The sequence below is a fragment of the Brevundimonas sp. A19_0 genome, assembly GCF_017744255.1.
GTDB lineage: Bacteria > Pseudomonadota > Alphaproteobacteria > Caulobacterales > Caulobacteraceae > Brevundimonas.
In genome coordinates this window covers 72,992-99,464 of record NZ_JAGHQP010000008.1, presented here as the reverse complement: position 1 = coordinate 99,464, position 26,473 = coordinate 72,992, and the positions used below count along the sequence as shown (strand labels likewise).

Annotated in this window: 25 protein-coding genes; 9 read left to right on the top strand and 16 right to left on the bottom strand. The window is 68.1% G+C overall.

Features of this window, described 5'->3' with window-relative positions; translation table 11 throughout:
• Nucleotides 1-61 precede the first annotated feature (61 nt).
• From sucD to J7346_RS09345, 6 genes are all read right to left on the bottom strand, one after another.
• Nucleotides 62-964, bottom strand: coding sequence for a succinate--CoA ligase subunit alpha (gene sucD, locus J7346_RS09370; protein WP_209119646.1), 903 nt, complete (start codon nt 962-964; stop codon nt 62-64).
• A gap of 60 nt (nt 965-1,024) precedes the next feature.
• On the bottom strand, nt 1,025-1,624 hold the full coding sequence (locus J7346_RS09365) for a hypothetical protein (protein ID WP_209119645.1): 600 nt from the start codon (nt 1,622-1,624) through the stop codon (nt 1,025-1,027).
• A gap of 47 nt (nt 1,625-1,671) precedes the next feature.
• Complete coding sequence (locus J7346_RS09360) at nt 1,672-2,181, bottom strand: hypothetical protein (protein ID WP_209119644.1); 510 nt, start codon at nt 2,179-2,181, stop codon at nt 1,672-1,674.
• Nucleotides 2,181-3,371 carry an ADP-forming succinate--CoA ligase subunit beta gene (gene sucC, locus J7346_RS09355; protein ID WP_209119643.1) on the bottom strand — a complete coding sequence of 397 codons (1,191 nt, stop codon included), beginning with the start codon at nt 3,369-3,371 and terminating at the stop codon, nt 2,181-2,183. The genes J7346_RS09360 and sucC overlap by 1 nt, the downstream gene beginning before the upstream one ends.
• Nucleotides 3,372-3,466: 95 nt before the next feature.
• Nucleotides 3,467-5,014 carry an MFS transporter gene (locus tag J7346_RS09350; protein WP_209119642.1) on the bottom strand — a complete coding sequence of 516 codons (1,548 nt, stop codon included), beginning with the start codon at nt 5,012-5,014 and terminating at the stop codon, nt 3,467-3,469.
• Nucleotides 5,015-5,152: 138 nt separating this feature from the next.
• Nucleotides 5,153-7,354: a TonB-dependent receptor gene (locus J7346_RS09345; protein ID WP_209119641.1), complete on the bottom strand. Its 2,202-nt coding sequence runs from the start codon at nt 7,352-7,354 to the stop codon at nt 5,153-5,155.
• Between the two features lie 209 nt (nt 7,355-7,563).
• On the opposite strand from J7346_RS09345, the gene J7346_RS09340 reads away from it, so the two are divergent.
• Nucleotides 7,564-8,313: a TetR/AcrR family transcriptional regulator gene (locus tag J7346_RS09340; RefSeq protein ID WP_209119640.1), complete on the top strand. Its 750-nt coding sequence runs from the start codon at nt 7,564-7,566 to the stop codon at nt 8,311-8,313.
• Here the strand turns inward: J7346_RS09340 and J7346_RS09335 are convergent.
• The 3 genes from J7346_RS09335 to ftsY all read right to left on the bottom strand — a co-directional run bounded on the left by J7346_RS09335 (nt 8,310) and on the right by ftsY (nt 10,667).
• Nucleotides 8,310-8,942, bottom strand: a complete 633-nt coding sequence (locus tag J7346_RS09335) for a MarR family transcriptional regulator (RefSeq protein ID WP_209119639.1) — start codon at nt 8,940-8,942, stop codon at nt 8,310-8,312. The two genes, J7346_RS09340 and J7346_RS09335, sit on opposite strands and share 4 nt — an antisense overlap.
• 115 nt (nt 8,943-9,057) lie before the next feature.
• Nucleotides 9,058-9,729 (bottom strand): septation protein IspZ, encoded by a 672-nt coding sequence (locus J7346_RS09330; RefSeq protein WP_209119638.1) that lies wholly within the window; start codon nt 9,727-9,729, stop codon nt 9,058-9,060.
• Nucleotides 9,726-10,667 (bottom strand): signal recognition particle-docking protein FtsY, encoded by a 942-nt coding sequence (gene ftsY / locus J7346_RS09325; protein ID WP_209119637.1) that lies wholly within the window; start codon nt 10,665-10,667, stop codon nt 9,726-9,728. Before ftsY ends, J7346_RS09330 begins: the two co-directional genes overlap by 4 nt.
• Nucleotides 10,668-10,804: 137 nt before the next feature.
• Here ftsY and J7346_RS09320 point away from each other — a divergent pair, with 137 nt between their 5' ends.
• Together J7346_RS09320 and J7346_RS09315 are read left to right on the top strand one after the other, a co-directional pair.
• On the top strand, nt 10,805-12,886 hold the full coding sequence (locus tag J7346_RS09320) for an NAD(+) synthase (protein WP_209119636.1): 2,082 nt from the start codon (nt 10,805-10,807) through the stop codon (nt 12,884-12,886).
• Entirely contained in the window at nt 12,883-13,107 is a 225-nt protein-coding gene (locus J7346_RS09315; protein WP_209119635.1) for an alkylphosphonate utilization protein, read from the top strand. Before J7346_RS09320 ends, J7346_RS09315 begins: the two co-directional genes overlap by 4 nt.
• Nucleotides 13,108-13,118: 11 nt before the next feature.
• Here the strand turns inward: J7346_RS09315 and J7346_RS09310 are convergent, their stop codons facing one another.
• Entirely contained in the window at nt 13,119-14,000 is an 882-nt protein-coding gene (locus J7346_RS09310; protein ID WP_209119634.1) for an alpha/beta hydrolase, read from the bottom strand.
• A gap of 56 nt (nt 14,001-14,056) precedes the next feature.
• Nucleotides 14,057-14,584 carry an HAD family hydrolase gene (locus J7346_RS09305; RefSeq protein WP_348521484.1) on the bottom strand — a complete coding sequence of 176 codons (528 nt, stop codon included), beginning with the start codon at nt 14,582-14,584 and terminating at the stop codon, nt 14,057-14,059.
• Between the two features lie 188 nt (nt 14,585-14,772).
• On the opposite strand from J7346_RS09305, the gene J7346_RS09300 reads away from it, so the two are divergent.
• The 3 genes from J7346_RS09300 (at nt 14,773) to J7346_RS09290 (ending at nt 17,492) form a co-directional block, all read left to right on the top strand.
• Nucleotides 14,773-15,933: a DegT/DnrJ/EryC1/StrS aminotransferase family protein gene (locus J7346_RS09300; protein ID WP_209119632.1), complete on the top strand. Its 1,161-nt coding sequence runs from the start codon at nt 14,773-14,775 to the stop codon at nt 15,931-15,933.
• Nucleotides 15,934-15,938: 5 nt separating this feature from the next.
• Nucleotides 15,939-16,859, top strand: a complete 921-nt coding sequence (locus J7346_RS09295) for a Gfo/Idh/MocA family oxidoreductase (protein ID WP_209119631.1) — start codon at nt 15,939-15,941, stop codon at nt 16,857-16,859.
• A gap of 192 nt (nt 16,860-17,051) precedes the next feature.
• Nucleotides 17,052-17,492: an NtrZ family periplasmic regulatory protein gene (locus J7346_RS09290; protein ID WP_245157765.1), complete on the top strand. Its 441-nt coding sequence runs from the start codon at nt 17,052-17,054 to the stop codon at nt 17,490-17,492.
• Here the strand turns inward: J7346_RS09290 and J7346_RS09285 are convergent.
• The gene (locus J7346_RS09285; RefSeq protein WP_209119630.1) at nt 17,489-18,145 is read right to left on the bottom strand and encodes a thiamine phosphate synthase; all 657 of its coding nucleotides are present in this window, start codon (nt 18,143-18,145) and stop codon (nt 17,489-17,491) included. The genes J7346_RS09290 and J7346_RS09285 overlap by 4 nt on opposite strands.
• Here J7346_RS09285 and J7346_RS09280 point away from each other — a divergent pair.
• Both J7346_RS09280 and J7346_RS09275 read left to right on the top strand, forming a co-directional pair.
• The gene (locus J7346_RS09280; protein ID WP_209119629.1) at nt 18,144-18,842 is read left to right on the top strand and encodes a YggS family pyridoxal phosphate-dependent enzyme; all 699 of its coding nucleotides are present in this window, start codon (nt 18,144-18,146) and stop codon (nt 18,840-18,842) included. The two genes, J7346_RS09285 and J7346_RS09280, sit on opposite strands and share 2 nt — an antisense overlap.
• Before the next feature lie 60 nt (nt 18,843-18,902).
• The gene (locus tag J7346_RS09275; protein WP_209119628.1) at nt 18,903-19,589 is read left to right on the top strand and encodes a response regulator transcription factor; all 687 of its coding nucleotides are present in this window, start codon (nt 18,903-18,905) and stop codon (nt 19,587-19,589) included.
• 42 nt (nt 19,590-19,631) lie between these two features.
• On the opposite strand, the gene J7346_RS09270 is transcribed toward J7346_RS09275, so the two are convergent.
• Nucleotides 19,632-20,498 carry a hypothetical protein gene (locus J7346_RS09270; RefSeq protein ID WP_209119627.1) on the bottom strand — a complete coding sequence of 289 codons (867 nt, stop codon included), beginning with the start codon at nt 20,496-20,498 and terminating at the stop codon, nt 19,632-19,634.
• A 103-nt stretch (nt 20,499-20,601) separates the two neighbouring features.
• Here J7346_RS09270 and J7346_RS09265 point away from each other — a divergent pair, with 103 nt between their 5' ends.
• Nucleotides 20,602-22,008: an SLC13 family permease gene (locus J7346_RS09265; protein ID WP_209119626.1), complete on the top strand. Its 1,407-nt coding sequence runs from the start codon at nt 20,602-20,604 to the stop codon at nt 22,006-22,008.
• Nucleotides 22,009-22,011: 3 nt separating this feature from the next.
• On the opposite strand, the gene J7346_RS09260 is transcribed toward J7346_RS09265, so the two are convergent.
• From J7346_RS09260 to J7346_RS09250, 3 genes are all read right to left on the bottom strand, one after another.
• Nucleotides 22,012-22,809, bottom strand: coding sequence for an exodeoxyribonuclease III (locus tag J7346_RS09260; protein WP_209119625.1), 798 nt, complete (start codon nt 22,807-22,809; stop codon nt 22,012-22,014).
• A gap of 262 nt (nt 22,810-23,071) precedes the next feature.
• Entirely contained in the window at nt 23,072-23,728 is a 657-nt protein-coding gene (locus J7346_RS09255; RefSeq protein ID WP_245157764.1) for an outer membrane lipoprotein carrier protein LolA, read from the bottom strand.
• A gap of 253 nt (nt 23,729-23,981) precedes the next feature.
• Nucleotides 23,982-26,345 carry a DNA translocase FtsK gene (locus J7346_RS09250; protein WP_209119624.1) on the bottom strand — a complete coding sequence of 788 codons (2,364 nt, stop codon included), beginning with the start codon at nt 26,343-26,345 and terminating at the stop codon, nt 23,982-23,984.
• Nucleotides 26,346-26,473 lie beyond the last annotated feature (128 nt).

The following is a 26,473-nucleotide window of genomic DNA, read 5'->3' as shown; positions in this document are numbered from 1 at the left end:
ACGGGGCGAAAGGGCGGGAAATTTCGTCCTGCGACCAGAAATTTCCCGCAACAGCCCCGCTTCAGCCCTTCAGGACGTCGACCAGGGTGGTGCCCAGGCGCGCCGGGGACGGCGAAACCGTAATGCCGGCCGCCTCCATGGCCGCGATCTTGGACTCCGCATCGCCCTTGCCGCCCGAAACGACGGCGCCGGCGTGGCCCATGGTGCGACCCTTGGGCGCAGTCCGGCCGGCGATGAAGCCGACCATCGGCTTCTTGCGGCCCTTCTTCGCCTCATCGATCAGGAACTGGGCGGCGTCCTCCTCGGCCGAGCCGCCGATCTCGCCGATCATGACGATCGACTTCGTGGCCTCGTCGGCGAGGAACATCTCGAGCACGTCGATGAACTCGGTGCCCTTGACCGGGTCGCCGCCAATGCCGACCGCCGTGGTCTGGCCCAGGCCTTCATTGGTGGTCTGGAAGACGGCCTCATAGGTCAGGGTGCCCGAACGCGACACGATGCCGACCGAGCCCTTCTTGAAGATGGAGCCCGGCATGATGCCGATCTTGCATTCCTCGGGCGTCAGGATGCCGGGACAGTTCGGGCCCAGCAGGCGCGAGTTCGACCGGTCGAGGCGCGCCTTGACCCGCACCATGTCGGCGACCGGAATGCCCTCGGTGATGCAGACGATGAAGGGCACCTCGGCCTCGATCGCCTCGATGATGGCATCCGCAGCACCGGCCGGCGGCACATAGATGACCGAGGCGTCGGCGCCGGTCTGGTCGCGGCCCTCGGCCACCGAGGCGAAGATCGGCAGGCTTTCGCCCTCGGACCCGTGCCAGGTCTCGCCGCCCTTCTTCGGGTGAACCCCGCCCACCATCTTCGTGCCGAAATAGCGCAGCGCCTGTTCGGTGTGGAAGGTGCCGGTCTTGCCGGTCAGCCCCTGGACGAGGACCTTGGTGTTCTTGTCGATGAGAATGGACATTGTGGACCTGAATTGAGCGCCGCAGGGCGGCAGGCATTTGAAAGAAAAAGGTTTGGAGCGCTAGTTCGGAACCGGTCGCATGAACATGATCATGATCACGCCGTCCGAATCCCCCGTCATGACGACCCGCACCTGGCCCGAGTCGACCAGGGCCATCAGTTCGCCCTCGCCCAGATCGGCCGGCACGGCCTGCCGCCGGCCGTTGACCAGGGTGTAGGGATAGCCCCGCAGGCCGTCCATGCTCATGGTCGTGTTGGGCGTCATGCCGAGCCAGTCGGCCACCACGCGATCCACGGCCTCATAGTCGCCCGGTGTGGTCCCGACGGCGCAGACCGCCAGATGGACATTGCCGCTGTCGGTCAGGGTGCCCATTTCGTCGGCCATGTCGCCGGTCATGGCGATCACCATGCCCGCGCCCTCGAACTTGATGCGGGCCTGCATGTTGTCGAAGGGGGCGTCCGCACCCAGCAACTCCGCGGGCAGCACGTCCCAGCCCTGACCGTCCAGCTTGGCCATCGTGGCATTCGCGTCCCCATCCGCGGCGACACAGGCCGACTGGAAGGTGGACAGCAGGGGGTCAGGCTGGGCCTGGGCCTGGGCCGCAGCGGGGGTGAGGACGAAGGCCAGAGCTGCGACAGCGGCAAATGTTTTCAGAGACATTGGATTACTCGTCGAAGGGATGGGACGCCGTCCCGGATTGAAGGAGGTCAGGGCGTGGGGCCCGGCACCCTTTTGACATAGGTTATGGAAAGCACACGCCGCTGGCGGACGTATGCCACCGTCATTGTCTGGCCTCCCGGACCATCGGACCAGACATGCATCTCTTCCGGGCCCGGCATGGCCGACAGTGCCTGATAACCGCCCAGACCAATCTCCGCAGCAAGATCCTCGGCGGCAGGCAGCCAGTCATCGCCGACCGACTCGACCCTCACCGTGCAGGCCGCACCGTCCACCGCAGGCTCGCCCGGAAATTGCGGGATGGTCGAAAGCGTCACCAGACCCTCTCGCGCCTGGAAGCCAACATGCCAGCTTCCCGGTTCGGTCGATGAAGACGAGAGTCTGGCCCGGCGCCATCTGCGCTCCCGGCCGAGGCGTTCGAAAGCATCCTTCTGCATACCCGTGGCGATACAGGCTTCGCGCACCAGCTGCGTGGCCGCGTCACCTGGCTCGGGTGCCGCAGCGGTCGCCCAGGCACTCAGAAAGAGTGCGGCCAGCATCAGCCGACCGCCTTCACGATCTTGCGGGCGGCGTCGTCGAGGTCGTCGGCGGCGGTAATGGCGAGACCCGATTCGTTCAGGATCCGCTTGCCCTCATCGACATTGGTGCCTTCCAGACGCACAACCAGCGGCACCTTGAGGCCCACTTCCTTGACGGCCGCGACCACGCCCTCGGCGATCACGTCACAGCGCATGATGCCGCCGAAGATGTTGACCAGGATGCCCTCGACCCGGGGGTCGGCCGTGATGATCTTGAAGGCCGCCGCGACCTTTTCCTTGGAGGCGCCGCCGCCGACGTCACAGAAGTTGGCGGGCTCCTTCCCGTACAGCTTAATAATGTCCATGGTCGCCATGGCGAGCCCGGCGCCGTTGACCATGCAGCCGATGTTGCCGTCGAGGGCGACATAGGCGAGGTCCCATTTCGAGGCCTCGATCTCCTTGGGGTCTTCCTCGGTCTCGTCGCGCAGGGCGACGATGTCGTCATGGCGGAACAGGGCGTTGCCGTCGAAGCTGACCTTGGCGTCCAGCACGCGCAGGCGGCCGTTCTCCATGACGATCAGCGGGTTGATCTCGAGCAGGCTCATGTCCTTCTCGACGAAGGCCTTGTAGAGCAGCGGGAACAGGGTCTTGCCGTCGGTGGCGGCCTCGCCGTCCAGCTTCAGCGCGTCATTGATGCGGGCCACATCGGCGTCGGTCACGCCGGCCTCGGGGTCGATGGCCACGGTGACGATCTTTTCCGGGGTGTCGTGGGCGACGGCCTCGATGTCCATGCCGCCCTCGGTCGAGACGACGAAGGCCACGCGCCCGACCGAACGGTCGACCAGCAGCGAGCAGTACAGTTCGCGGGCGATGTCGGCGCCGTCCTCGATATAGAGGCGGTTGACCTGCTTGCCGGCCTCGCCGGTCTGGGCGGTGACCAGGGTGTTGCCCAGCATTTCCCGGGCGTGGGAGACGGCTTCCTCAACCGATTTGGCCAGGCGCACGCCGCCCCTGGAGTCCGGGCCCAGTTCCTTGAACTTGCCCTTGCCGCGGCCGCCCGCATGGATCTGGGACTTCACGACATAGAGCGGGCCGGGCAGGGACCGGGCGGCGGCCTCGGCCTCGTCCGCCGAGGTGATGGCCACGCCCGCCGCGACCGGCGCGCCATAGCCCTTCAGAACCTGCTTGGCCTGATACTCGTGAATATTCATGGAAACCGTCGCGACCGCTGATGGGAAAGGGTGCGAGGCTTATAGGCCCCGCCTGTTCGCAGGCGCAACAGGCGGGGCGTGTCAGATGGGGCGGATCAGTCGACCCAGTCGCGCTTCAGGGTGCGCGAGGCGCCGATCAGCAGCAGGGCCGCCAGCACATAGAAGCCCATGCCGGTGTAGATGGCCCAGCGCAGGCTTTCGTCGCCGAACTGCGGCCGGAGCAGGTCCGAGACGGCGCCGAAATAGTAGAAGCCCACGGCGATGCCGAGCAGGTTGTTGATCAGCAGGAACAGGGCCGAGGCGGTCGAACGCATCGGGGCGGCGACCAGATTCTGGATCGAGGCCGTGATCGGCCCCAGCCAGGCGAGGTTCAGCCCGGTCGGGATGATGAAGATCAGGAAGGCGACCGTCAGCGACTGGGCGCGGGTGCCCCCGTCGGCGAAGATCTGGGCGATCAACCAGTCGGAGTTCATCGCCAGGATGAAGCACGGGGCCGAGATCAGGAAGGCGATCGCCGGCACCAGCGGATAGGCGCCCTTGCCGCGCTTCGCCAGCTTGTCGGCGATCATGCCGCCCAGCCAGATGCCCAGGGTACCGCCGATCAGGGCGATGCCGGAATAGTACCAGCTGACCTCGCGCAGGGTCAGGTCGAAGCTACGCATGAAGAACAGGGGCAGCCAGCCCGCCACGCCGTAACCGCACACCGAGGACGAGGCCGCCCCCAGCGCCAGCAGCCAGAAGCTGCGCTTCGGAATGACGACCGAGGCGGTCGAGCGGGCGATCATCAGTGAAACACCGATCACAAGGGCCAGAAGTCCGCCGAAGCCCAGGACATTGCGGCTGGCGAAATCGATCAGGCCGAAGTGGACCAGCGCCGCCAGGACCATGAGACCGGCGCCGAGACCCAGCATGATCAGGGAGGCGATCCGGCCGACCGACGACGGGGCTGCCGGCGGATGCGAGGCGACGGGCGCCGCATCGGCGGGGGCGGCCGGGGCAATGGGTTTGGGCGTATCGGTGCCGCCGCGCTTCGGATCGCGCACCGTCAAGCGCAGGACCGGCGCCACGATCAGGCCAAGCAGGCCCACGGTGATGAAGGCTGTCTGCCAGCCGTACTGGGCCGCCAGCAGACCGCCGACCAGGGTACCCGCGGCGGTGCCCAGCGGAATGCCGAAGGCAAAGCCGGCGAGGGCGCGCGCCCGCTGATGGGGCGGAAAATAGTCAGCAACCAGCGAATAGGCGGGGGCCACGCCCCCGGCCTCGCCCACGCCGACGCCCATCCGGTAGAGGAACAGCTGGCCATAGGAGCCGGCCACGCCACAGAGAGCGGTGAAGCCTGACCAGACCGCGAGCGCCCCGGTCATGATCCAGACGCGGCTGTAGCGATCGGCCAGCCAGGCCAGGGGGATGGCCAGGGTGGAATAGACCGAAGCGAAGGCGATGCCGCCGAGCAGTCCGAACTGGCTGTCGGACATGCCGAACTCTTCCTTCAACGGCGCGGCGAGGATGCCGATGATCTGCCGGTCGAGGAAGTTCAGCATGTAGATGAAGATCAGAACCGCCAGCACATAGAAGCGGTATCCGGGGGCAACGGGCTTTTCGCTGCCGGTCTGCTCCGGGCCGGGCACGGTGGCTTCGGTCATGGACGATTTCCCCCTGGTGGTCTTGATGCCGGGTGGGACGGTAGCGCTCCCGGCCGCGCATTCAAAAGAAAAAGGGCGGCGGCCCCCGAAGGAACCGCCGCCCCGTATGGTGTCCTCAGACGGTCACCGCTCGCCGGATCAGAACTTGATCTGGATCGAGCCCGTGACGGTCCGCGGCGGGCCGTAGTAGCCGATGAGCGAGTCGTTGAAGAGCGCACCCGGGAAGCTGTAGGCGCCCACGCGGTATTCTTCGTCGGTCAGGTTCTTGCCGAACACGCCGATGCTCCAGCGCTCGCTGGGGGCGGTCCAGATCGCCGACAGGTCGACCAGCGCATAGGCTTCCTGATCGAGGGTCGGGTTCGGGAACTCGAACTGGCTGTAGTCGTCGCGATAGCTGACCGAGGGGGTCACCACCAGCTCGCCGCCGGCCAGCTGGCTCTGCCAGGTCAGGCCGAAATAGCCGGTCCATTCCGGAGCATTCTGCAGCACCACCTGATCCGAGATATCCTCGTACTGCATGGTGGTGAGGTTGTAGCGCAGGAACTGGTCGAACTCGGCGTTCAGATAGCCGACCGCGAAGTTGGCCGACAGGTTTTCGGTCAGGTACAGCGAGCCCTCGAACTCGGCGCCGTAGATGGTCGACTGGCCGACGTTGTCCACGAAGCTGGCGATCGAGGCGCCGGCCGGCACCTGGGTCGTGACCTGCTGGTCCTGATATTCGTTGTAGAAGATGGCCGAGCTGAACGACAGCGGACCGGCGCGGCCCTTCAGACCCATTTCGTAGCTGTCGACCGTTTCCGGATCATAGCCGTTGACGGTGTCCGGGGTCAGGATGGCGTCACCGCGCATGTCGAAGCCGCCGGACTTGAAGCCCGAGGACCACGAAGCATAGCCGGTGATGTCGTCCGAGAAGTCGTACGACACGGCGACGCGCGGCGAGACGTCATCGTAGTTGCGCGAGTTGGTGTAGTCGGTGCGCAGCAGGATCGGCGCCCGGGCCGAGCCTCCGAGCAGGGGCGAGCGCGTGGCACCCAGATAGTTGGCGCGGAAGACCTCGCCGGTCTTGGAGTCCTGCGTCCAGCGAACGCCCAGACCCAGGTGCAGACGGTCGGTCAGGTCCAGGTTCACGTCGCCGAACAGGGCCACGCTCTCGGTTTCCACCGAACCGCCGGTGCCGATGACAATGCCCGCGCCGCCGAGGATGGTGTCGAAGGCGCCTTCAGCGGTGGCGTCCAGATAAAAGACGCCGAACACGCCCTGGATCCGGTCATAGTCGAACTGGAACTGGAACTCCTGGGTGTACTGCTCGTCGGCATAGTAGGCCGGGATGTCGAGCGTGGGCGCGGGCGTGTTGTCGAAGTCGATGACGGTGTCCGTCCGCCCCTCGCGCCAGGCGGAGATCGCCTTGAAGGTCCAGTGCTCGCTGACGTCGATCTGGCCGGTGAAGGACAGGCCCTCGCTTTCGACCGAGTTTTCGTCACCGACGCCGGCGTAGGTGTCGTAGACGCTGCCCGGCGAGTTGGCGCCGTAGCCGACGCCGGCCACTTCGCGGTGGCCGTGACGCGGGTTGGAGTCATCCTGGGTCCGGTCATAGGCCAGACGGAAGAAGACTTCGTCGCGCGGGGTGAACTCGGCGCTGGCGCGGAAGGCGGTGACGTCCTTGTCGTAGTGTTCGGCGCCGGTGTTGATGTTCCGGCCGTAGCCGTCGCGCGTGAGGTTGGCGAAGGCGGCGCCGACGCGGAAGTTGTCGGTCAGCGGCAGGCTGCCCGAGGCGACCAGATCGATCTGGTTGTAGGTGCCGTAGGCGGCGCGGACGGTGGCTTCGGCCTCGGGCGACAGGCGCGAGGTGACGTATTTGATCGCGCCACCGACGGTGTTGCGGCCGTACAGCGAGCCTTGCGGTCCGCGCAGGACCTCGATGCGCTCGATGTCGAAGATGTCGAGAACGGCGGCCTGCGGACGGGCGATGTAGACGTCGTCGACGTACAGGCCCACGCCCGGCTCAAAGCCCCACAGGGGGTCCTGCTGGCCGACGCCGCGGATGAAGGAGATCAGGGTCGAGTTCGACCCCCGGGCCACCTGGACGGTCGCGTTGGGCGACTGCTGCTGGAGGGCGGTGATGTCGGTGGCGCCCGTTTCCTCGAGGCGCTCGGCCGAGAGGGCGGTCACGGCGACCGGCACGTCCTTCAGCTGCTCGTCACGACGACGGGCGGTGACGATGATTTCGTCCAGCGAAGTGGCGGTCGGCTCCTGTGCGGGAGCCTCTTGCGCAATGGCGGTAGCGGACAGCGCGCCCCAGGCGGCTCCCGCCAGGAGGACGGTCTTGACGAGTCTGTTCATTTGGAACCCCAATCTCTGTTTCCAGCCCGAGACGCTTTTATTCAGCGTTCAATGATTTTCGGCAGACTGACCCTGTTTTTGCCCTTCTGTCAAACCGTGACGCCTGTCGCGGAGGGGGAATGGGGCGGGCCTGTGGCAGGAATGCACAGGGCAGGAGCCCGGCCCCGGCGCCGATTGCCCCCCTTGACCGGCGCGACTAGCTTGCCGCCATGAGCAAGCCTTCCGCCCCGCCGGCCGCCGAGCCGCCCGTCGAGCGCAGCCATCGGACACGGCCCGGGACCCCTGCGGCAAAGCGGGGTCGGCCCGCCAAGAATCAGGCCGGGCGCAACGGAGAGACGCGTGATTCGATCCTGGATGCCGCCGAGGACCTGTTCTCGAAGCATGGCTTCTATGGAGTGACCATCCGCGAGGTGGCCCGCGAGGCCGGAGTCGATACGGCGCTGGTGCACTATTATTTCGGGGCCAAGCGCGACCTGTTTGACGCCGTCTTCCTGCGCCGGGCCGAGGTCTGGAACAATGAGCGGGTCGAGGCCATCAACCGCTATGCCCGCGAGCATGAAGGGGCCATGACGCTGGAGGGCCTGCTGGAAGCCTTCCTGCGGCCCCCGTTCCAGTGGTCGCTGAAGGGCGGGCCGGGCTGGAAACACTATTCCGCGCTGGTGGCCCAGACCAATGCCAATCCGACCTTCGGCGGCGAGACCATGGCCCGCTACTTCGACCCGTCGATCCGGCGCCTGATCGACCTGCTGCGCGTGGTGCTTCCGGACGCCAGCGACGCCGACCTGTACTGGGGCTGGCACAATCTGTCGGGGGCGCTGACCCTGACGCTGGGCGAGACCGGGCGGCTGGACCGGCTATCCGGCGGCCTGTGCCAGTCCGGAGATCTGGACAGTGCCTGCGAGTATATGGTGCGGTTTGCCTCGGCCGGCTTCCGCGCCGTCAGCGGCACGCGCGCCTAGGCGGCCTCGGGCTCGGGCTTGGCGGCAGGAGCGTCCTTGTCCTTGCCCTTGCCCCCCTTCTTGCCAGACTTTTTTGAGGCGGCCTTTTCGGCCTTGAGCGCGGCCTTTTCCGCCTTGCGCAGCTCCTTGAGGCGCTTTTTCTCGGCGCGGGCCTCGGCCTTGGCCTCCTCGGGGGCCGCATCGGCCGCACCGGCCAGTTCGGTCAGGATCTCGAGGAAACTCTCGCGCCGGGCCTTGGGCAGCAGGGCCATGATCTGGCGGTCGGCCTCGATCACGCGCGGGCGGGCGTCGGCGAGGGCGGTCTCGCCTTCAGGTGTCAGGTGGACGGCCATGGCGCGGGCATCCAGCGTCGAGCGCTCGCGCGACAGCAGGCCCCGCCGGGTCATACGGGCCACCAGATCGGCCAGGGTGGAGCGATCGATGCCGGTCGCCTTGACCAGATCGGTCTGGGTCAGGCCGCCCCGCAGGGAGACCGCCTCGAGCACGGCGAACTGGCGCTGGGTCAGGCCGTCCGATCCGACTTCGCGCGTATAGACGTCCAGCGCGAGCTGGAGGGCGCGATGGATCAGATGGCTGGGGGATTCGGCGAGCGCGCCGGCCTCGCGCGCCTTCTTGCCCGACTTGACCATACCGATCGCCTCCCCTCGGCGTTCCTGAACATCCAAGGGCTATCAGCGCCGCTTTACGCTTTGACGACGGCTGCGCGACATTTCTTCCGTTGGCGCCGCCGTTCGGTCGCCGATGTCACGGCGCGGCGTTGGGCCCCTCGATCGGCGGGACGCTCTCGTCGCTGCCCGGCTCGAGATTCCGCAGGATCAGGGGCAGGTTGCAGATGCCGAACACCGAGGACGCGATCCACAGGACGCCCCGGAAGCTGACCCAGACATCGGCGGGATCGATCCCCTCGCGCCCGATCTGGCTCATCGCCCAGCCGACAAGCGCCTCGCTGCGCACCAGTTCATTGGTCAGGCCGACCACGGCGAAGAACAGGCCGTAGCGCAGGGTCAGGATTCGCCAGGCGCGGTCATTGATCGGGATGACGCTGCCCAGCAGCAGTTTGAGCGGGTTCTTGCCCAGCCGCAGGCCCCCGAGCAGGGCGACCGCGAGCGTCAGGTTCAGCACCGTCACCTTCAGCTTCACCCAGATGTCGTCCTGGGTGACGAGCGTCAGCACGCCGAACACCAGGGCGAACCCCCCGACGATCAGGGGCATGAGGGCCAGCCGGCGCTCGACCACCGCCCCGACGATCACCGCGATCGCGGCCCCGCCGACGAGGAACCATGTGGCCTGGACCAGGGCCTCGTCGCCCGGCAGGCCCTTGATCCGGTAGAACAGGAAGGCGCCGCCGAAGGCCGCCAGCGCACCGAAGTCGACGGCCTGGCGAACCCAGGCGGGGGGCTGTTTGCGCGTGCTCATGACCGGGCCTCCAGACCCACCAGCGACCGGGAGAAGGCCTCGGCATCGAAGGGCTGGAGATCGTCGATTCCCTCGCCCACCCCGATCAGCTTGATGGGGGCGTCCGACGCCTGGGCGACCGGGACCAGCACCCCGCCCCGCGCCGTACCGTCCAGCTTGGTCATCACCAGACCCGAGACATAGGCCGTGCGGCCGAAGATCTTTTCCTGCTCCAGCGCATTGCGGCCGACGGTGGCGTCCAGCACCAGCAGGGTCTCGTGCGGGGCCTCGGAATCGACCTTCTTCAGGACGCGGACGATCTTCAGCAGTTCGTCCATCAGGGCCGACTTGTTCTGCAACCGCCCGGCTGTGTCGATCAGGACGACGTCATAGCCTTCGGCCCGGGCCCGGGTCAGGGCATCGAAGGCCAGACCGGCGGGATCGGCGCCGTCGCGGCGGCTTTCGAAGGTGGCGCCGGCGCGGTCGGCCCAGACCTTGAGCTGTTCGCGGGCAGCCGCCCGGAAGGTGTCGCAGGCCACAATCATGACCTTGGCGCCCTGCCCCGTCAGATCGGCGGCGATCTTGCCCAGAGTGGTCGTCTTGCCCGAGCCGTTGACCCCGACGAACAGGGTGACGAAGGGGCGCGGGCCGTCCAGCGGCTCATAGCGGGCCTCGTGCGAGCGCAGTTCATCGGCCACGGCCTCGGCCAGGGCCGTCTTGACCTCGACCTCGGAGGCGCCGGCGCCGAATCGCAGCGCGCGGAAGCGTTCGACGATGCGGTCGGTCGCGGCCGGACCAAGATCGCTTTCCAGCAGATGCTCTTCCAGCTGTTCAAGGGCCGCCTCGGACAGGGGTTCCTTGACGAAGGTGGCCACCACCTGTTCGGTCATCTGGCGCGAGGAGCGGGACAGCCCGTCGCTCAGCCGCTGGAACCAGCCTTTTTTCGGTGCGTCGTTCATGGGTCCGCTTTAGCGGTCGCCGTCGCCAGCGTCACCTGTGACACGAAGAAACCCCATCTTGGGAAATCCGCCCTCTATGTGCGACAAGGCGGCGGTCGGCGCCCAGATGCGCCCTCGGCGCGCGCCCGGATGGATTGATGGCCCAGACACATCCCTTCTTCAGCCCCGCGACCCACGGCTTTGTGCGCGTGGCGGCGGCCACCCCTGTCGTCCACCCGGCCGACCCGAAGGCCAACGCCGACGAGCATATCCGTCTGATCGAACAGGCGGCCGAACAGGGCGTCGACCTGATCGTCTTTCCCGAGCTGAGCCTGAGCGGCTATGCGCTGGACGACCTGCTGATGCAGGAGGCGCTGCTGGACGAGGTGGATCGGCAGATCGCGCGGCTGGCCGAGGTGACCGCCGATGCAGCAATCGCCGTGGTCGCCGGCGCCCCGATCCGTCACGCCGAGCGGCTCTACAACTGTGCCGTGGTGATGGCCGAAGGGCGAGTGATCGGCGTGGTGCCCAAGACCTATCTGCCCAACTATCGCGAATACTATGAGAAGCGCTGGTTCTCGCCGGCTTCGGCCGATGCGTCCTGCGGCCCGCCGTTCATCCTGAACGACGAGGAAGTCCCCTTCGGAACGGACCTGCTGTTCGAGGCCGACAATCGCCCGGGCTTCTGTTTCGGCGTCGAGATCTGCGAGGACTTCTGGGCGCCTCTGCCTCCCTCGACACGGCAGGCCATGGCCGGGGCGCGCATCCTGTGCAACCTGTCGGCCTCCAACATCGTGATCGGCAAGGCAGACGAGCGCGCCCTGCTGTGCGCCAGCCAGTCGGCCCGCAGCCTGTCAGCCTATGTGTTCTCGGCGTCCGGCTGGGGCGAGTCGACCACCGACCTCGCCTGGGACGGCCAGAGCCTGATCCACGAACTGGGCGCCCAACTGGCCGAGGGCGAACGCTTTGCCCTGACGCCGCATCTGACGATTGCCGATGTCGATGTGGCGCGCATCGGCGACGACCGCCTCCGGAACGGTACCTTTGCCGACTGTGCGCGAGCCGAGGTGAGCCCCTCCTCTTTTGACACCGTTCTTTTTTCGACCCGCGAGGCGTCCGCAGCCGCCGACCTGATCCGCCCCGTCGACCGCTTCCCGTTTGTGCCGGATGACCCCGCGCGACTGGACCGCGACTGCTATGAGGCGTTCAATATCCAGGTCCAGGGCCTGATGAAACGGATGACCGCCACCGGGTCGAAGACCGTGGTCATCGGCATTTCGGGCGGGCTGGATTCGACCCATGCCCTGCTGGTGGCCTGTCGCGCGTTTGACCGGCTGGAGCTGCCGCGCACCGGCATACGCGCCTGGACCCTGCCGGGCTTCGGGACGTCGGAGGGGACGAAGGCCAACGCCTGGGCCCTGATGAAGGCGCTGGGCGTGACGGCCGCCGAGCTGGATATCCGCCCGGCTGCGGAGCGGATGCTGGCCGACATCGGCCATCCGGCGGCGAACGGCGAACCGGTCCACGACATCACCTATGAGAATGTGCAGGCGGGCCTGAGGACCGACTATCTGTTCCGGCTGGCCAATCAGCACGACGGCTTTGTCATCGGCACGGGCGACCTGTCCGAGCTGGCGCTGGGCTGGGCCACCTATGGCGTGGGCGACCACATGAGCCATTACGGGGTCAACTCCGGCGTGGCCAAGACCCTCATCCGGCACCTGATCCGCTGGGTGGCCGACCGGGAGCTGGTCGGCGCCGAGGCCACCCCCGTGCTGAAGGCCATCCTCGACACCGAAATCTCGCCCGAACTGGTGCCGGCGAAGGACGGCCAGATCCAGTCGACCGAGGCGACCGTCGGCCCCTATGCGCTGAACGACTTCTTCCTGTTCCACTTCAGCCGCTATGGCATGGCGCCGTCCAAGGTCGCCTTCCTGGCCTGGCAGGCGTGGAAGGATGCCGGAAGCGGGCACTGGCCCTCGGGGACGCCGGACGCCGAAAAGGTCGAATACGATCTGGAGACGATCGTCTTCTGGCTGCGCAAATTCCTGGTCCGCTTCTTCCAGGCCAGCCAGTTCAAGCGCTCGGCACTGCCGAACGGGCCCAAGGTGGTGACCGGCGGGTCGCTGAGCCCGCGGGGCGACTGGCGCGCACCCTCGGATGTGTCCGCCCGCGTGTGGCTGGACGAACTGGATGCCAATGTGCCAGTCAGGACCGCTTCAACGAAAGACCCGACATGAGCGATACCCCGACCCGCGACGCCAACGGCAATGAACTGTCCGACGGCGACAGCGTCACCCTGATCAAGGACCTGAAGGTCAAGGGCTCGGGCGGGGTCACGCTGAAGCGCGGCACCATGGTGCGCAAGATCCGCCTGACGGGCGACCCCGACGAGATCGAGGCCAATGTCGACAAGGTGAAGGGGCTGGTGCTGCGCACCGAGTTCGTCAAGAAGGCCTGAGCCCCCTTCGCTCAGGGCACGTCCGACAGGAATTCGAAGATGGCGGCCCGCGCGGCGGGTTCGTCCAGCATGGGCGCATGGCCGATGCCGGGCACCTCGACATAGTCCATCCTGGGGGCGCGCTTGCGCATCTTGGCGGCGATGTCGGCGCTGAGCAGGTCCGAGGTTTCGCCGCGCACCAGCAGGGTCGGGCGCCCCTTGGCCAGTCGCCCGAACATGGGCCACAGATTGGGGACCAGCGCCTTGTCGCCCGCCTCGCGGATCGGCACCGAGATGTCCGGATCATAGTCGAGCACCGGCGTGCCCTCGGTGCCCTCGCGGAACACGCGCCTGGCAAAGGCCGCCCACTCGTCGGGGCCATAGTGGGGGAAGGCGACGCCATTGGTCTTCTCGACATAGGCGGCGGCGGCCTCCCAGGTCGGTGTGTCGACCGGCTGGCCGGTGTAGGCGGCGATGCGGGCCAGACCCGCCTTGTCCACCTCGGGCCCGATGTCGTTGAGGATGGCCGCCGCGATCACCCGCGACCGCAGGGCGGCAACCGCCATGGTGATCAGACCGCCCATGGAGGTCCCCAGAAACACGGCGCGCTCGATGCCCGTCTGGGCCAGCAGGGCCAGAACGTCCTTCGCATAGGTGGCGGGCTGATAGGTCATGGGATCGGGGGCCCGGTCCGAGCGGCCGCGCCCCCGGACATCGACCGCCAGGACGCGACGACCGCTCTGGGCCAGCAGGGTGGCGATGCCGTGGAAGTCGGCCGAATTACGGGTCAGGCCGTGGATGGCGATGACCGGCAGGCGCGCCTGACCGTCCGCCCCCGCATAGTCGCGGGCATAGAGGTCAAGACCGTCCTCGGAGGTGAAGCGACGCTCGGCATAGGTCCGGGTCTCGGTCATGGTCAGGGCTCCGACAGGCTGGGGCGGGGTATTTCACCCCATGTAGAATTTATGCCTCAGATCGCCAGCAGGTCGCGAACGAAATCGTCGAGATTTCCACCGTCGAACAGGAAGCCCGGAATGCCGGCACGGCGTGCGGCCTCCATGTCGCTGGGGCGGTCGCCGATCATGAAGGCGCGCTTCGGGTCGATGCCGTGGTCGGCGATGGCGCGGTGGATCATGCCGGGGTTGGGCTTGCGGTCCGGATGGTCCGGGTGGCGCCAGGCCGGATCGACCGCCTCGGCGTGATACGGACAGGCATAGACCGCCCCGATACGGGCCCCCTTTGCCGCCAGCCGACGCACGATCAGATCGTTGAAGGCTTCCATCTGCCCATGGGTGAACATGCCGCGCGCCACGCCCGACTGGTTGGTCACGATCACCACCAGATAGCCCAGGGTGTTCAGCCGACGGACGGCTTCGGCTGCGCCGGGCACAAAGGCCAGCTGATCCTCACGGTGGGGGTAGCCGACGTCGTCGATGAGAACCCCGTCCCGATCCAGAAATACGGCCGCAAGGCCGGCGGACGCCGGTGTTGAAGTCACGCCTTCTCCCGTGGGTGGCTGTCGGTCCGGCCCGTCCGGGGGACAGGCATTGAGGTCGCCCTGATTAGGGCGCATCGTAAAAAGCCGCAACGTGAAGTGACCGTTTCCCGTTTGGTCAGTGAGGCGCGCCCTTGCTATGGCGCGCCTCCGGACGCGGGGCACCCCGCCGCACAGGAAGACAGACGTTCATGAGCATCGCCTTCATCGACCTTCAGGCCCAGCGCCGTCGCCTCGGCGGCAAGATCGAGGCCGCCGTGATGGCCGCCGTGGAAAGCGGCGCCTGGGTCATGGGCCCGCCGGTCCGCCAGTTCGAGGAGGACCTGGCCGCCTTTGGTCAGGCTAAACACGCACTGGGCTGTGCCAACGGCACCGACGCCCTGATCCTGCCGCTGATGGCCTGGGGCCTGCGCACCGGCGACGCGGTGTTCGTGCCCAGCTTCACCTTCACGGCGACCGCCGAGGTGGTGCCGTGGCTGGGCTGCACGCCCGTCTTCGTCGATGTCGATCCGAAGACATACAATATGGACCCGCAGAAGCTGGAGGCCGCCATTGAGGCGGTGAAGGCCGAGGGCAAGCTGAAACCACGCGTGGTCATCGCCGTCGACCTGTTCGGCCAGCCCGCCGACTATCCGGCGATCCGGGCCCTGTGCGACCGCCACGACATGAAGCTGATCTCGGACTCGGCGCAGGGCTTTGGCTGTACACTGAATGGCGCCCATCCGCTGAAGTGGGCCGATGTCACGACCACCAGCTTTTTCCCGGCCAAGCCGCTGGGCTGCTACGGCGACGGCGGGGCAGTGCTGACCAACGACGCCGATCTGGCCGAGGAAATGGACTCGCTGCGCGTGCACGGCAAGGTCGTGGCCAAGGACATGCAGGGCCAGACCTTCGACCACGATCCCAAATATCTGGCCATGCGGATCGGCATGAACTCGCGCCTTGATACGATTCAGGCGGCTATCCTGATCGAGAAGCTGAAGGTCTTCCCCGAGGAGATCGAATGGCGGAACCGCATCGCGGCCCGCTACAACGAGCACCTCTCTCCGCATGTCGCGGCGGTGCCGCATGTGATCGAGGGCGGGGTTTCGGTGTGGGCCCAGTACACGATCGAGCACGACGACCGTGAAAGCCTGATCGCCCATCTGAAGGGCGAGGGCGTGCCGACCGCCGTCTATTATCCGGTGCCCATGCATATGCAGCCGGCCTATGCCCGTTTCCCGCAAGGGGCCGGGGGCCTGCCGGTCACCGAGCGGCTGAAGGACCGGGTGCTGAGCCTGCCCATGCATTCGGATCTGGACGAGGCCACCCAGGACCGCATCATCGCCGCGGTCGCCAGCTACAAGGGATAAGCCTGATGCAAGTTCTGAAGATCGGCGTGGCCGGCGCCGGCGTCATGGGCCGTAACCATGCCCGGGTGCTGACCGACATCCGCGACGTGAACCTGACCCATGTGTTCGACCCCGATACCGTGGTCGCCCAGGGCGTGGCCGAGGCCTATGGCGCCTCGCCCGTGACCAGCGCCGAGGCCTTTGCCGAGGCCGGTCTGGACGCCGCCGTGATCGCCACCCCCAACCGCACCCATGCCGATCTGGGCGTGGCCCTGCTGGAGCGCGGCGTCCATGTACTGGTCGAAAAGCCGATCGCGGCGACCGTCGCGGATGCCCAGCGCCTGATCGATTCGGCCAGGGCCAATGACCGGATGCTGATGGTCGGTCAGGTCGAGCGCTTCAATCCGGCGGTCGAGGCGGTCAAGCGCGCGATCAAGGACGAGGACGTCATCTCGATCCAGATCACCCGGGTCGGCCCCTTCCCGCCCCGTATGGGCGAGGTCGGGGTGGTCATCGATCTGGCGGTGCACGATATCGACATCATCCGCCACCTGACCGACAGCGAGATCGTCGAGGTGCAGCCGCAGCTGGCCCGCACCAAGGCCGAGCGCGAGGATACGGCCCTGCTGCAATTCCGGCTGGCCAACGGCACCATCGCCCACATCACCACCAACTGGGTGACGCCGTACAAGACCCGCACCCTGCAGGTCGCGACCAAGGCCAAATTCGTGGTGGCCGACCTGATGACGCGTCAGGTGACCGAATATTTCGGCCAGCAGCCCGACGGCAGCTATTCGACGCGCGGCGTCCATAGCTGGCCCAATGAGCCGCTCAAGAAGGAGCTGGAGGCCTTCGTCCACGCCATCCGCACCGGCGAGACCCCGGCGGTCACGGGCGAGGACGGCCTGCGGAACCTCGAGGTCGCCCTGAGGTGTCTGGGGGAATAGCCCCCCGAATTCGCGTGACGCTTGCGCCACAGGCGAAAAATGAGTCGCGCCCGGGGCAACCCCGACGGCGGCTTTGCATTGACCGTGCGAACGGCCAGTGTCTTAGCTTTGATCATAAAAGTGCCACGGGCGCGTATTTGCCTGAGGGTACCAACCAGAGTCGAAGGCTCGAAGGGCAGGAATATGCGCCACATGCGCACAGGACCGGACAAGGCCCCCCGCGGCCCGCTCGGCGTTTGCCTTGCCCTTCCGCTCGCGGTGGCGGTCGTGGGCCTTGCCCTGCTCCCGGCTCCCGAGGCATCGGCCCAGTCCCGCACCCAGACGTCCCCCCGCGCCCAGGCACCCGCCGTCTCGCTCAGCGATGCCGACCGCGCCGCCCGTTCGGGCCAGCGCCGGGGCCTGCGCGTCAATGAGAGCGGCCGCTGGGGCCTGGACTTCAACCTCAGCCAGCCCGTCGGTCGCGAGGCCGAGTGGGGCGATGTCGAGGCCGGCGCCTATTATCGCGTCAATCCCAGCCTGCGGGTCGGCGCGGCGGCCGGTCTGGCCACGCCCGACCCGGATCCGGCCCGGCTGCGCGAATCCGATACGCGCACCCAGCCGCGCGTCCGTCTGGAAAGCATCTTCCGCTTCTAGGACGCCTTGGGGCCAAAGGCCTCCAGCACCCCGTCGATCGCCGCAATCCCGCACAGGCCGCTGCCCGACAGCGCCCTGACGCTCCCGGCTGTGATCCCGCCCAGCCCATAGGCCGGCCGGCCGAGCCGGGCGACCCGTTGGGCCAGTTCTTCGGCGCCCAGCGGCGCGCGCGCGGCACTGGCCCCGCCCGCGCGGAACACAGGCGACAGCACCAGGGCGTCCAGCGCCCGGTCCGTGTCCGCTGGCACGGCTTCCGGATCGTGCAGGGCGCCGGTCAGGATCCAGCGTGGATGCTGACGGCGAAGGGTGGCGGCCCGGCCGCGCTCACGCTCGGGCAGGTGGACGCCGTCCGCCTCCACAGCCTCGGCCAGCCCGTCATCCTGACCGATCAGCAGCACCATGCCGCGCGCTGTGGTCACCTGTCTCAGGCGTCGGGCCTCCTCGCCCGCCTCTGCGCGACCGAAGCCCCGATAGACCACGCCCGACCCGGCGGGCATCCGGGCGGCCACCTCCCACGGCCGGGGCGTGCGCGCAGGATCGGTGAAGAACAGCAGGGGGGGCAGGGCGGAGACCGCCGGGCTGACAGCCGCCGCCGCGCGGTTTAGAGCCTGTGCGGCCTGCCAGAGGCCTCTTTCGTCCGGATTGCCCGCCATGTCCTCCTCTTCGCCCGACTCCGCCCCCCAGTCCATCGCCGCGCGTCTCGCCGCTGTGCAGGCGCGGATGGCCGCTGCCGCGCGCGAGGCCGGCCGCGACCCGGCCGACGTCACCCTCGTGGCGGTCACCAAGACCCAACCCTGGGGCCGGGTGAAGGCCCTGATCGAGGCGGGCCAGACCGTCTTCGGTGAAAACCGGGTGCAGGAGGCCGACGACCGCTGGGGGGCCTCCGAAGCAGAGGGTCTGGCCGGAGACGTGCGCCTGATCGGCCCGCTGCAGACCAACAAGGCCGAGGCGGCACTGGCCCGCTTCGATGTGATCGAGACGGTGGATCGCGACCGGCTGGCCGAGGCCCTTGCCCGGGCCGCCGACAAGCTGGGCAAGCGGCCGCGCGTCCTTGTGCAGGTCAATACGGGAGAGGAGCCGCAGAAGGCCGGGATCGCCCCGCGCGACGCCGACGCCTTCATCGCCCGCGTGCGCGATGTGCACGGCCTGTCGGTCGAGGGACTGATGGCCATTCCGCCCGTCGACGAGGCGCCCGGCCCCCATTTCGCCCTGCTGGCGAAGATCGCGCGCCGGAACGGCCTGCCGGTCCTGTCCATGGGGATGAGCGGCGATTTCGAGACCGCCATCCGGCTGGGCGCCACCCATGTGCGGGTCGGAACGGCCCTGTTCGGCGAGCGCGACCCGGGCTGAAACGACGGAAAACGCAGGCCTGCTCTTGGCGTGGGGCGCGACGCTCGCCATCATCGGATCATGCCCACGCCCAAGACCCTGCTGATCATCGACGACGACGACGACCTGCGCGAGGCGCTGGCCGAACAGCTGGCCCTCCACGAGGAGTTCGTGCCCCGACAGGCCGCCAATGCGACGGACGGCATCCGCATGGGGCGGGATTCGCGCGTGGACCTGATCCTGCTGGACGTCGATCTGCCCGATATGGACGGCCGCGAGGCCTGTCGTCTGCTACGCAAGGCCGGCGTCTCGACGCCCATCATCATGCTGACGGGCCAGACCTCGGACTCCGACACCATCCTCGGCCTCGACGCCGGGGCCAACGACTATATCGCCAAGCCCTTCCGCTTCGCCGTGCTGCTGGCCCGCATCCGGGCCCATCTGCGCAGCCACGAGCAGTCCGAGGACGCGGTGTTCGGCATCGGGCCCTACGAGTTCCGTCCGGCGGCCAAGTCACTGACCGCCTCGGGCGGGCGCAAGATCCGCCTGACCGAGAAGGAAACCAATATCCTCAAATACCTGTATCGCGCGGGCGCCAAGGCCGTGTCGCGCGAGGAGTTGCTGACCGAGGTCTGGGGCTACAACGCCGGGGTCACCACCCACACGCTCGAGACCCACATCTATCGCCTGCGCCAGAAGATCGAGCCCGAACCGGGCCAGGCCCGTATCCTCGTCACCGACCAGGGCGGCTACCGGCTTCAGCCGTAGGCGTCAGGGAACCCGTTTGTCATCCCGGAAGCGCCGAAGGCGCTATCCGGGACGCCACTCGCTGAGCACGGCGCCGGAGCCCCCGTCCTCGAACGCCACCCGGTCCAGCTGGACGGCGGCGATACAGATGGGGCGCTGGTCGATGCTGGCGGCGCGGCAGCGAATGGCGCGGCCGTCGGGGAAGGCGGCGAACCGGCCCTCCAACACCACACGATAGCCCATGGGCGAGGGCACGGGCGGGCGCCCGTCCTCGCCGCGCAGGGTAAAGCGATAGGCCTGGCCGTCGCGCCGGGCCAGCCGCGATCCGTTCGTCTCGTGCACCGAGGCCAGGCCGACCGTCTGGGCGGCCGGCTGGCCACTCACCCCGACCAGCGGGTCGCGCGTGATCTGCGGACAGGTCTCATTGCCCAGCCAGGGCCGGGGCACCCAGAACCCCTCGACCGCTTCCCAGCGATCCGAGGCACCCGATCCCACGATCAGCGCCGTCTCGGCCCAGTCATCGGGCGTCAGCGACAGGTTCAGGGTGGCCTTGTCCGTGCCCCAGCTGACCGTCGGCAGGCCGGCGTCGGTTTCCTCACGGGCCGGGGCGGCGTCGATGGGCGGGGCCGGGCGCGGCTCGCCACAGCCGAAGGGCAGTCGGATGGCAAAGGTCCGGCCGACCAGAGTGTCAGGCCCTTCCGGCGTTGACCCGGCGGCATAGGCCGAGCCCGCCCGGGAGACCGCGCCGAGGAAGGCGCTGCGGTCCAGGGTGGTCGGCGGCGGCATTTCGGCTTGCGCGGGCGTTTCATCGACGATGGGCGTGGCGTCGGCCGGCTCGGGCCGCGGCTCGCGGTCGCATTGGGTCAGGCCCAGGCCCAGCCCCACGGCCAGGGCCACCCGCCCCGCGACCAGACCCCGCCGTGATGCCATCGTCGCAATGCCAAACATGCCAAGGCCTTAGCACACTCCGGGCGGAAGACGAATTTCCGTTATCCGTATTGACGCCGCGCCCGGCGACGCGTCTTGAAGGCGGATGACTTTCGACCAGATCATAGCGCTGACGGTGCTGGTGGCCGTGGTCGGGGTGCTGATTCACGGCCGGGTGCGGTCGGACGTCGTGGCCCTGACCGGCGCCGCTGTCCTTCTGCTGCTGGGCGTGGTGCGTCCGGTCGAGGTGCAGGCCGCCTTTGCCAGTCCCGCGGTCATCGCCCTCGCCTCCCTGTTCGTCATTGCCTATGCGATCGAACTGACCGGCCTGCTCGGCCTCCTGATCCGTCAGGCCACCAAACTGTGCCTGCGGCTGGGCACGACCGGCGTCTGGCTGGTGATGGCCATGTGCGGCCTGCTGGGCGGCTTCATCAACAATACGCCGGTGGTGGTGCTGGCCGCGCCGGTCATCCGCGATGTGGCCAAGACGCTCGACCTGTCGCCCAAGCGCTTCCTGATGCCGCTGTCGCACATTTCGGTCATGGGGGGCCTGCTGACCCTGATCGGCACCTCGACCAATCTTCTGGTCAATGACATGGCGCGCAATGTCGGCCAGCCGGTGTTCGGCCTGTTCGAGATCACCCCCGTGGGTCTGGTGATCGCGGCCAGCGGCGCGGTCTGGCTCTATTTCGTGGGCGCGCGCCAGCTGGGCCGGTCGGTGGCCGCCGACGAGGCCGAGGCGCTCCGCCGCAAGCGCGCCGAGGAGGCCCGTATCGAGGCCGAGACCCAGCAGGCGGCGCGACGCTTCCGCCTGCCCTTCAACCTGCCGCGTCTGGGCGAGGCCCGTACCAATGAGGACGGCTCGGGCGACGCCCATCTGGGTGACGTCAGCCTCTACAGCGCCGCCGACCGGCCGTTTGAGTTCAAGCGCGCCATGGTGGCGCTCGCCATTTTCGTGGTGGTGGTCGTGGCGGCGGGCCTCGGCTGGATTCCCATCGCCGCGGCGGCCTTTGGCGGTGCGGTCGCCCTGATCCTGCTGCGGATCCTGACGGCCGAGGAAGCCTATGCGGGCCTGCGTCCCGACATCCTGCTGCTGATCGCCGGCATGGTTGTGCTGGGTATCGCCATCGAGGTCACCGGCCTGGCCCAGGCCGGCGCCGGCATGTTGATCGATGTGATCCGGCCTCTCGGGCCGTTGGCGGCCCTGATCATCCTGTACGGCGTGACCCTGTTCGCAACCGAGCTGCTGTCCAATGCCACGGTGGCGGTGCTGATCACGCCGGTCGCGGTGGCGCTGGCCGTCAGCCTCGGCGTCGACCCCCGGCCCTTCCTGGTGTGCGTGATGATGGCGGCCTCGGCGGCCTTTGCCACGCCGTTTGGTTACCAGACCAATGTGCTCGTCTATCAGATGGCCGGCTACAGCTATATGGACTTCGTCCGCATCGGCGTGCCGCTCAATCTGGTCACCTGGGTGGCGGCCATGGTCGCCATCCCGATCTTCTTCCCCTTCTAGGGCTCAGACGTCCAGGTCGACGCTGACCGGGGCATGGTCGCTGGGCCGGTCCCAGGCCCGCACCGGCTCGTGGATGCGGGCGCTGCCGGCCACGACCGCGGGCGTCAGGCCCGGGGAGGTCCAGATGTGGTCAAGCCGCAGGCCGCGGTTGGACTTGCGGAAATCCTGCGCCCGATAGCTCCACCAGCTGGCCAGTTTCTCGGGCTCGGGGAAGGCGTCGCGGATCACGTCGGAAAACTGCCCGGCCGCCTGCAGCCGGGTCAGGGTCTCGATCTCGACCGGCGTGTGGCTGACGATCTTCAGCATATAGCGGTGGTTCCAGACGTCGAACTCGCCGGGCGCAATGTTGAAATCCCCCGCCAGCAGCAGGGGGGCCTTCGGGTCCCGTCGGCCGACCTCGGCGGTCAGCCGCTCGTAGAAGTCCATCTTGTGATCGAATTTCGGATTGAGCTCACGGTCGGGCAGGTCGCCGCCGGCCGGAATGTAGAAATTCTGGATCTCGACGCCCCGCACCGTGGCCGACACGCAGCGCGCATGCCCTTCGCGGCACAGGCCCAGGTTCGGCGCCTCGTCCAGCGGCAGGCGGCTGGCGATCGCCACCCCGTGCCAGCCCTTCTGGCCGCCGATCTTCAGATGGGGCAGGCCCATCTCCTCGAAGGCGCGCACGGGGAACTGGTCATCCGTGCATTTGATCTCCTGCAGCAGCAGGACGTCCGTGGCGCTCTCGGCCACATAGCGGGCGACCTGATCGATGCGCAGGCGGACCGAATTGATGTTCCAGGTGGTCAGACGAAGGCTCATGGCCTCGGCTTAGCAGCCGTGAGCCGCCCTGCGTCAAGAATTTGCCGTCGCGGCACGGGCGCAAAAAAACGCCCGGCCAAGGGGGGAGACCGGGCGTTTCAAAGGTGTCTCTGCCGCAGGGAGGGGGATGACATCCGTAGCGGTCAAATGGCTGCTCCCAGCCTGTTGTGATTGTGCAACGCCCAAGGGAAAAAGTCAAACCGATAATCAGCGGGCCTTTTCTGTGACTGGCCCGCCACGATTCGCCCCCTGGGCGTCAGCGTCAACGATTGCGGCCGGGACGGCGTGTCGGGTCGCGCAGCTGGAACAGGCTGTTCGACAGCCCGCTCGCGGGGCGAAGGCTGGTCAGCTGGGTCCGGGTGCGGGCGCCCTGGGCGTCCACCACCGTCCATTCCTGCAGCCGCATCGGGTCGCCGGCAAAGGCCAGGGTCACCGAGCCGTCGTTGGGCCGGCGGGCGTCCCGCGCCACCAGGGCAAAGGCGCCCGAGTCGCGACGCACGACCCGCTCGATGCGCACGCCCTGGTCCAGACGAACCTCGCGCGACAGGAAGGTCGACAGCGGGGTCTCGCCCAGCGGCACCTGACGGAACACCTCGAGCCGCGGGTCATAGCGCATGACATTGTTGCCGTCCGAGACCACCAGCAGCCCTTCCGGGTTGGTGTACTCAAAGCGCATCTTGCCCGGGCGCTGCAGCCAGAACCGGCCGGTGCGGCGCTGGCCGCCGGCACCCGTCTCGACGAATTCGCCCTGGGCAGAGGTCAGGCCGCGCAGATAGGTCTGGGCGCGGCGCACCACGGCCTGATCGGCCTCGGACAGGCCGGCCTGGGCCATGACGGCGGGCGCGGCGACCAGCAGGCCGGTCACGCCCAGCGCGGCGCCCAGGCCGAAGTCGCGGCGGGAAAGAGGGGGCGTGGTCATGGAATCCATCCTTGATCGTTGCGGGGATCGAGGGTGCAGCATCCCCCGTCCGAAAGGCGCGGTCATGGCTCCAGCCTGACCATATTCCGGCGCTGCGATGAAGCCCCGTTCATCGAAATCGGGACATCACCGCACCGGCGGCCCCGATCAACGCCCTTCCCGCCCGCAGGTTCACGCCCTCAAACAGCGAGCGCCAGGGCGAAGAAACCTGCTCTCAAGCAGCGAGGCTCCGCGAGCCGAGCGGTAGAGCTACCTAAACAGGCGGCGGTCCGGCGAGCACATCGCGCTTGCCGGCGTGGTTGGCGGGGCTGACCACGCCTTCCTGCTCCATCCGCTCGATCAGCGAGGCCGCGCGGTTGTAGCCGATCTGCAGCCGCCGCTGGACATAGGAGGTCGAGGCCTTGCGGTCGCGCGTGACCACGGCCACGGCGCGGTCGTACAGGTCGTCGCCCGTGCCGCCCGCGTCGCCGCCGCCCGATCCGCCCTCGTCGTCCGGCTCATCGGTGATCAGGTCCAGATAGTCGGGCGAGCCCTGCGCCCGCAGATGGGCACAGACTTCCTCGACCTCACGGTCCGTCACGAACGGGCCGTGCAGGCGGGTGATGCGACCGCCGCCGGCCATATAGAGCATGTCCCCCTGACCCAGCAGCTGCTCGCCGCCCTGTTCGCCGAGGATGGTGCGGCTGTCGATCTTGGAGGTGACCTGGAAGCTGATCCGGGTCGGGAAATTGGCCTTGATGGTGCCCGTGATCACATCGACCGAGGGCCGCTGGGTCGCCATGATCAGGTGGATGCCGGCCGCGCGCGCCATCTGGGCCAGCCGCTGGACCGCCCCCTCGACGTCCTTGCCCGCCACCAGCATCAGGTCGGCCATCTCGTCCATCACCACGACCAGATAGGGCATGGGCTCAGGCCGAATCTTCTCGGATTCATAGACCGGGCGGCCCTGATCGTCGAAGCCGGTCTGGACGGTCCGCTCGAAATGCTCGCCCTTTTCCTGCGCTTCGCGCGCCCGGGCGTTGTAGCCAGCGATGTTGCGCACCCCCAGCTTGGACATGCGGCGATAGCGGTCCTCCATCTCCCGAACGGTCCACTTCAGCGCCACGACCGCCTTCTTCGGATCGGTCACGACCGGGCTCAGCAGGTGCGGGATGCCGTCATAGACGCTGAGCTCCAGCATCTTGGGGTCGATCATGATTAAGCGGCATTCCTCGGGGCTCAGCCGGTACAGGATCGACAGGATCATGGCATTGACCCCGACCGACTTGCCCGAACCGGTGGTCCCCGCGATCAGCAGGTGGGGCATGCGCGCCAGGTCGGCGACATAGGGCTCGCCGCCGATGGTCTCCCCCAGCGCCAGCGGCAGCAGATGGGCGGGCTTGTCATATTCGCCCGAGGCCAGCAGGTCGCGCAGATAGACGGTCTCGCGCTTGGCATTGGGCAGTTCGATGCCGATGGCATTCCGGCCCTGCACCACGCTGATGCGACAGGCGCGGGCCGACATCGACCGGGCGATGTCGTCGGCCAGGGCCACGACCCGGCCGTGCTTGACGCCGGGGGCCGGCACCAGCTCGTACAGGGTGACCACCGGGCCCGGCCGGATCTGGTCGATCGAGCCGCGCACGCCGAACTCCTGCAGGACTTCCTCCAGCAGGCGGGCATTCTGTTTCAGCGCATCCTCGTCGACCGCGCCATTGCGCTTCTCTGGCTTCGCCAGGGTGGACAGGGACGGCAGGTCAAAGGCCCCTTCCGGCCGCACGAAGTCAAAGGTGCGCTGATCGACGTCGACATCCTTGCGGGCGCGGGCCGTGCGGGTGGGGGCCACGCGGGGCTCCGAAGTCTCTGCGGGGGCCGTGGCCGTGCGGGCGGCCATGGGCGCGGGGACCGGGGCCTCATCGGTGTCGGGATCGACCGGCTTCGGCCGGGGCGGGGCCCGGCGCGGCGCGCGGGCACGGGGCGCTTCGGCGGCCGGCCTCGACCGGGCCTGTCCCCGGCCCCGGACCCAGGCCAGACCCTCGGCCAGATCGGCGGGCCTCAGGCCGAGCGCATGGCCCAGGGCCACGACAGCCCCGGCCAGAAACACCAGACCGATGACGGTCCGGGCAAGGGCGCTCTCCCCCGGCAGGCCCAGCGCACCCAGCCCGGCGGCCAGCACCCCGCTGAACCCGTCTCCGGCCAGACCGCCCATCCCGGTCACCAGCGGCCAGATGGCCGGCGGGGTCGGAGCGGACAGGGCTGCCGCCAGCACCAGCACCCCCAGGGTGGCCGTCAGGCTTCGCATCGGTGTCACCGTCAGCCGGTGCCGCACCGTATCGCCCACGGCGATCGCCAGTCCGAACGCCAGCAACAGCAGGGCGGCCGGCCAGACCGCCAGCCCCAGCGACTGCATGAAAAGGTCGGCGACCACCGCGCCCTGCGCGCCCAGCCAGTTGGTCGGGGCGTGGATCGAGGCGGCATTCCAGCTGGGATCGTCCCGGTTCCACGAGATCAGGGCGATCAGCAGCAGCACGGACAACAGGGCCTGCAGCATGCCGCGAAAGCGGACGATGGCGGGCGCCTGCCAGACGATGCGGGCACTCAGCCAGAGGCGGTGACTGATGGCGAGGGCGGCGGACATGGACGGACGGTGTTCCTCGGGCACGGGCAATCGGGCGACGATGCGCCAGCATGACCGAAGGAGGGTTAAGGGGCTGTTTACCTCACCGGCCACCTCGCCCCTTTGCGAGGGCCTTTCGCCGCACTGGA

What these genes read in the sequence shown, in the direction of transcription:
- J7346_RS09275 (WP_209119628.1), top strand. Translation starts at nt 18,903, where the DNA reads ATGCCCACGCCCAAGACCCTGCTGATCATCGACGACGACGACGACCTG.
- J7346_RS09295 (WP_209119631.1), top strand. Translation starts at nt 15,939, where the DNA reads ATGCAAGTTCTGAAGATCGGCGTGGCCGGCGCCGGCGTCATGGGCCGT.
- J7346_RS09290 (WP_245157765.1), top strand. Translation starts at nt 17,052, where the DNA reads ATGCGCACAGGACCGGACAAGGCCCCCCGCGGCCCGCTCGGCGTTTGC.
- J7346_RS09360 (WP_209119644.1), bottom strand. Translation starts at nt 2,181, where the DNA reads ATGCTGGCCGCACTCTTTCTGAGTGCCTGGGCGACCGCTGCGGCACCC.
- J7346_RS09310 (WP_209119634.1), bottom strand. Translation starts at nt 14,000, where the DNA reads ATGACCGAGACCCGGACCTATGCCGAGCGTCGCTTCACCTCCGAGGAC.
- J7346_RS09340 (WP_209119640.1), top strand. Translation starts at nt 7,564, where the DNA reads ATGAGCAAGCCTTCCGCCCCGCCGGCCGCCGAGCCGCCCGTCGAGCGC.
- J7346_RS09285 (WP_209119630.1), bottom strand. Translation starts at nt 18,145, where the DNA reads ATGGCGGGCAATCCGGACGAAAGAGGCCTCTGGCAGGCCGCACAGGCT.
- J7346_RS09335 (WP_209119639.1), bottom strand. Translation starts at nt 8,942, where the DNA reads ATGGTCAAGTCGGGCAAGAAGGCGCGCGAGGCCGGCGCGCTCGCCGAA.
- sucC (WP_209119643.1), bottom strand. Translation starts at nt 3,371, where the DNA reads ATGAATATTCACGAGTATCAGGCCAAGCAGGTTCTGAAGGGCTATGGC.
- J7346_RS09365 (WP_209119645.1), bottom strand. Translation starts at nt 1,624, where the DNA reads ATGTCTCTGAAAACATTTGCCGCTGTCGCAGCTCTGGCCTTCGTCCTC.
- J7346_RS09260 (WP_209119625.1), bottom strand. Translation starts at nt 22,809, where the DNA reads ATGAGCCTTCGTCTGACCACCTGGAACATCAATTCGGTCCGCCTGCGC.
- sucD (WP_209119646.1), bottom strand. Translation starts at nt 964, where the DNA reads ATGTCCATTCTCATCGACAAGAACACCAAGGTCCTCGTCCAGGGGCTG.
- J7346_RS09280 (WP_209119629.1), top strand. Translation starts at nt 18,144, where the DNA reads ATGTCCTCCTCTTCGCCCGACTCCGCCCCCCAGTCCATCGCCGCGCGT.
- J7346_RS09255 (WP_245157764.1), bottom strand. Translation starts at nt 23,728, where the DNA reads ATGACCACGCCCCCTCTTTCCCGCCGCGACTTCGGCCTGGGCGCCGCG.
- J7346_RS09250 (WP_209119624.1), bottom strand. Translation starts at nt 26,345, where the DNA reads ATGTCCGCCGCCCTCGCCATCAGTCACCGCCTCTGGCTGAGTGCCCGC.
- J7346_RS09300 (WP_209119632.1), top strand. Translation starts at nt 14,773, where the DNA reads ATGAGCATCGCCTTCATCGACCTTCAGGCCCAGCGCCGTCGCCTCGGC.
- J7346_RS09330 (WP_209119638.1), bottom strand. Translation starts at nt 9,729, where the DNA reads ATGAGCACGCGCAAACAGCCCCCCGCCTGGGTTCGCCAGGCCGTCGAC.
- J7346_RS09345 (WP_209119641.1), bottom strand. Translation starts at nt 7,354, where the DNA reads ATGAACAGACTCGTCAAGACCGTCCTCCTGGCGGGAGCCGCCTGGGGC.
- J7346_RS09270 (WP_209119627.1), bottom strand. Translation starts at nt 20,498, where the DNA reads ATGGCATCACGGCGGGGTCTGGTCGCGGGGCGGGTGGCCCTGGCCGTG.
- J7346_RS09350 (WP_209119642.1), bottom strand. Translation starts at nt 5,014, where the DNA reads ATGACCGAAGCCACCGTGCCCGGCCCGGAGCAGACCGGCAGCGAAAAG.
- J7346_RS09315 (WP_209119635.1), top strand. Translation starts at nt 12,883, where the DNA reads ATGAGCGATACCCCGACCCGCGACGCCAACGGCAATGAACTGTCCGAC.
- J7346_RS09320 (WP_209119636.1), top strand. Translation starts at nt 10,805, where the DNA reads ATGGCCCAGACACATCCCTTCTTCAGCCCCGCGACCCACGGCTTTGTG.
- ftsY (WP_209119637.1), bottom strand. Translation starts at nt 10,667, where the DNA reads ATGAACGACGCACCGAAAAAAGGCTGGTTCCAGCGGCTGAGCGACGGG.
- J7346_RS09265 (WP_209119626.1), top strand. Translation starts at nt 20,602, where the DNA reads ATGACTTTCGACCAGATCATAGCGCTGACGGTGCTGGTGGCCGTGGTC.